Origin of the sequence: Streptomyces hazeniae, assembly GCF_031845485.1 — a bacterium.
Classification (GTDB): Bacteria; Actinomycetota; Actinomycetes; order Streptomycetales; family Streptomycetaceae; genus Streptomyces; species Streptomyces hazeniae.
The window spans coordinates 1-388 of record NZ_JAVREQ010000252.1; the positions used below are offsets into that span (position 1 = coordinate 1).

1 protein-coding gene is annotated in these 388 nt (G+C 65.5%); it reads right to left on the reverse strand.

The window, feature by feature from the left end:
• Positions 1-388, reverse strand: a 388-nt coding sequence (locus RM572_RS29585) for an SDR family NAD(P)-dependent oxidoreductase (protein WP_311676414.1), incomplete at both ends; no start/stop codon positions are given.

Here is a 388-nt window from a genome sequence, read left to right on the forward strand (position 1 = left end):
TTGGTGTACTTCGGCGGTAGCAGCCGCATCACCTGAGTAAGCGGGGCCCACGGCCAGCGCGGCACCACGGCCCGGCCCTTCTCCTTCTCGATGGCCTCGACCATCGCGCGGACGCCGGTCTCGTTGTCGACCATCAGCATGGTGGTCGCCGACTTGGCCGTCATCTCCGACTCGATGTAGCCCGGCTCGATCACGGTCACCCGGATGGGGCCCTTGTCGTATTCGGCGCGCAACGACTCGCCCAGCGAGGTCATCCCGGCCTTGGAAGCGCAGTAGGCGGCCTTACCTCCGGGCACACCGGTGTTACCCAACACCGACGAGATCAGCACCAGGTGACCGCTGCCGGACTTCTTGAACATCTCCAGCGCCGTCTCGATCTGCACCAGAC